Source organism: Pseudomonas sp. PS02303 (assembly GCF_029959925.1).
GTDB lineage: Bacteria > Pseudomonadota > Gammaproteobacteria > Pseudomonadales > Pseudomonadaceae > Aquipseudomonas > Aquipseudomonas mandelii.
The window spans coordinates 1-3,770 of record NZ_JASCOM010000392.1; the positions used below are offsets into that span (position 1 = coordinate 1).

The 3,770-nt window shown below is 60.6% G+C and carries 3 protein-coding genes; 2 read left to right on the plus strand and 1 reads right to left on the minus strand.

Annotation, left to right across the window (positions count from 1 at the left end; genetic code table 11):
• Window positions 1-91: 91 nt before the first annotated feature.
• Complete coding sequence (locus QMX98_RS33090) at window positions 92-748, minus strand: HAD family hydrolase (RefSeq protein WP_010466731.1); 657 nt, start codon at window positions 746-748, stop codon at window positions 92-94.
• A 143-nt stretch (window positions 749-891) separates the two neighbouring features.
• Between QMX98_RS33090 and QMX98_RS33095 the strand changes: the two genes are divergently transcribed.
• Both QMX98_RS33095 and ptsP read left to right on the plus strand, forming a co-directional pair.
• Window positions 892-1,371 (plus strand): RNA pyrophosphohydrolase, encoded by a 480-nt coding sequence (locus tag QMX98_RS33095; protein ID WP_007945562.1) that lies wholly within the window; start codon window positions 892-894, stop codon window positions 1,369-1,371.
• A gap of 22 nt (window positions 1,372-1,393) precedes the next feature.
• Window positions 1,394-3,673: a phosphoenolpyruvate--protein phosphotransferase gene (gene ptsP, locus QMX98_RS33100; RefSeq protein WP_010466735.1), complete on the plus strand. Its 2,280-nt coding sequence runs from the start codon at window positions 1,394-1,396 to the stop codon at window positions 3,671-3,673.
• The last annotated feature ends 97 nt before the right edge of the window (window positions 3,674-3,770 follow it).

The window sequence follows — 3,770 nt, forward strand, 5'->3', positions numbered from 1 at the left end:
GGCAAGCCTCGCTCCTACAGGTGATGTGTCGAGTCTGTAGTCGGCTACCACCACAAATCCTGTAGGCGCGAGGCTTGCCCGCGAAGCAATTTCAGTCGCGCAACGAAATTACCGGCCAGCCACGCTGCTCGGCCTCGGCGCGTAAATTCGGATCAGGATCGACCGCCACCGGATTCGCCACTTGCTCCAGCAACGCAAAATCATTCATCGAGTCGCTGTAGAAATAGCTGTCCTCCAGCGAATGCCCGGTCTCTTCCAGCCAACGATTCAACCGCGTGACCTTGCCTTCGCGGAAGCACGGAACATCGGTGCTGCGCCCGGTATAACGGCCATCAACCATCTCGCATTCCGTGGCGATCAGGGTTTCAACCCCCAGACGCTGGGCAATCGGCCCGGTGACGAAACGGTTGGTCGCGGTGATGATCACCAATTTGTCGCCAGCCTCGCGGTGCTTGGCCAGCAAATCGATAGCCTTGGGCAGCACAATCGGCTCAATGCAATCGCGCATGTAATCCAGGTGCCATTGATCCAGTGTGGCCATCTCGGTGCGGCCGAGGACTTCCAGGCAAAAGTTCAGATAAGCATCGTTATCCAGCTTGCCGGCCAGGTAATCCTGATAGAACTCGTCGTTGCGTGCCTTGTAGGCGACGGCATCGAGGAAGCCGCGCTCGCACAGGTAATCGCCCCAGGCGTGGTCACTGTCGCCGCCCAAAAGCGTGTTGTCCAAGTCGAATAAAGCCAGCCGCATTGCAGTTACTCGCTGAAAAGTCTGTAGAAAGGCGTCCAGAATACGGACTTTTCACAAGAGTGCACATAAGGTAGGTCGGCTCGTTGCTGCCTTCACAACCTTTGTGGAACAATGCGGCGACATGCGTTTGCGAGGTTGTTGCCGTGATCGACCCCGATGGTTTCCGCCCCAATGTCGGGATCATTCTCACGAATGATGCCGGACAGGTGCTATGGGCTCGCCGTATCAATCAAGATGCCTGGCAGTTTCCACAGGGCGGGATCAACCCCCAGGAGACGCCGGAAGACGCCTTGTACCGCGAGTTGAACGAAGAAGTGGGTCTTGAGCGCGAAGATGTTGAAATTCTCGCCTGCACCCGGGGCTGGTTGCGCTATCGTTTGCCGCAACGTCTGGTCAGAACACACAGCCAACCGCTGTGCATCGGCCAGAAACAGAAATGGTTTCTCCTGCGCCTGATCTCCAACGAGCAGCGGGTGCGGATGGATTTGACCGGTAAACCGGAGTTCGATGGCTGGCGCTGGGTCAGTTATTGGTATCCGTTGGGCCAGGTGGTGACATTCAAGCGCGAGGTGTATCGACGCGCTCTCAAAGAGCTTGCCCCGCGCCTTTTAACGCGCGACTGACGACGGAGTTCGACCCCGAGCCATGCTCAATACGCTGCGCAAGATCGTCCAGGAAGTTAACTCCGCCAAGGATCTCAAGGCGGCGTTGGGGATTATTGTGTTGCGCGTCAAAGAGGCCATGGGCAGCCAGGTCTGCTCGGTCTACCTGCTTGACCCCGAGACCAACCGCTTCGTGCTGATGGCGACCGAGGGCTTGAACAAGCGCTCGATCGGCAAAGTCAGTATGGCACCCAACGAAGGTCTGGTTGGCCTGGTCGGCACGCGTGAAGAACCCCTGAACCTCGAAAACGCCGCGGATCACCCGCGCTACCGCTACTTCGCCGAGACGGGCGAGGAGCGCTACGCCTCCTTCCTCGGGGCGCCGATCATTCACCACCGCCGCGTCGTCGGCGTGTTGGTCATTCAGCAAAAAGAACGCCGCCAGTTCGATGAAGGTGAAGAAGCCTTCCTCGTGACCATGAGCGCGCAGCTCGCCGGCGTTATCGCCCACGCCGAAGCCACCGGTTCGATCCGTGGCCTGGGTCGTCAGGGCAAAGGCATTCAGGAAGCCAAGTTCGTCGGTGTACCGGGTTCGCCGGGTGCGGCGGTCGGGACCGCGGTGGTCATGCTGCCGCCGGCCGACCTGGACGTGGTGCCCGACAAGACCATCTCCGATATCGCCGCCGAACTCGGGCTGTTCAAGACCGCCATCGAAGGCGTTCGCGCCGACATGCGTGCCTTGTCCGCCAAATTGGCCTCGCAGCTGCGCCCCGAAGAGCGGGCCTTGTTCGACGTCTACCTGATGATGCTCGCCGACGAAGCGCTGGGCAACGAAGTGACCACGGTGATCAAGACCGGTCAGTGGGCCCAGGGTGCGTTGCGTCAGGTGGTCACCGAGCACGTCAACCGTTTCGAATTGATGGACGACGCCTACCTGCGTGAGCGCGCCTCGGACGTCAAGGACCTTGGCCGCCGTTTGCTCGCCTACTTGCAGGAAGAGCGTCAGCAGAATCTGGTCTATCCGGAAAAAACCATTCTGGTCAGTGAAGAACTGACGCCGGCCATGCTCGGCGAGGTGCCGGAAGGCACGCTGGTCGGTCTGGTCTCGGTCCTCGGTTCGGGTAACTCCCACGTCGCGATCCTCGCCCGGGCGATGGGCATCCCGACGGTGATGGGCCTGGTCGACCTGCCCTATGCCAAGGTCGACGGCATCGAATTGATCGTCGATGGTAATCGCGGCGAGGTCTACACCAACCCCAGCGACGTGCTGCGCAAGCAGTTCGCCGAAGTGGTGGAAGAAGAGAAACAACTGGCGCTGGGTCTGGACTCTTTGCGCGACTTGCCGTGCGTGACCCTCGATGGCCACCGCATGCCGCTGTGGGTCAACACCGGTCTGCTGGCGGACGTGGCGCGAGCGCAGAAGCGTGGTGCTGAAGGGGTCGGTCTGTACCGCACCGAAGTGCCGTTCATGATCAACCAGAGGTTCCCGAGCGAAAAGGAGCAACTGGCGATCTACCGCGAGCAACTCGCCGCGTTCCATCCGCAACCGGTCACCATGCGTAGCCTGGACATCGGCGGCGACAAGTCGCTGTCGTACTTCCCGATCAAGGAAGACAACCCGTTCCTCGGCTGGCGCGGCATTCGCGTTACCCTCGACCACCCGGAAATCTTCCTGGTGCAGACCCGCGCCATGCTCAAGGCCAGCGAAGGCTTGAACAACCTGCGGATTCTGCTGCCGATGATCTCCGGCACCCATGAACTCGAAGAAGCCCTGCACCTGATTCACCGGGCATGGGGCGAAGTCCGCGACGAAGGCACCGACGTGCCAATGCCGCCGATTGGCGTGATGATCGAGATTCCGGCGGCGGTGTATCAGACCAAGGAACTGGCGCGGCAGGTGGACTTCCTGTCGGTCGGCTCCAACGACCTGACTCAATACCTGCTCGCGGTGGACCGGAACAACCCGCGTGTAGCCGACCTTTACGACTATCTGCACCCGGCGGTGCTGCAAGCGTTGCAGAACGTGGTGCGTGATGCCCACGCCGAAGGCAAGCCTGTGAGCATTTGCGGCGAGATGGCCGGTGACCCGGCGGCGGCGGTGCTGTTGATGGCGATGGGCTTCGACAGCCTGTCGATGAACGCCACCAACCTGCCGAAAGTGAAGTGGATGCTGCGTCAGATCAACCTGAGCAAGGCCCAGGAATTGCTGGCCGAATTGATGACCATCGACAACCCGCAAGTGATCCACAGCTCGCTGCAATTGGCGCTGAAAAACCTTGGGTTGGCGCGGATGGTCAATCCGGCTGTGGTCAAGGCTCTCTAAAAGGCTGATGGCCCTGTGGCGAGGGAGCTTGCTCCCGCTGGAGTGCGAAGCGCTCCCAATCGTTTTGCGGCTGCTGCGCAACCGAACGGGAGCAAGC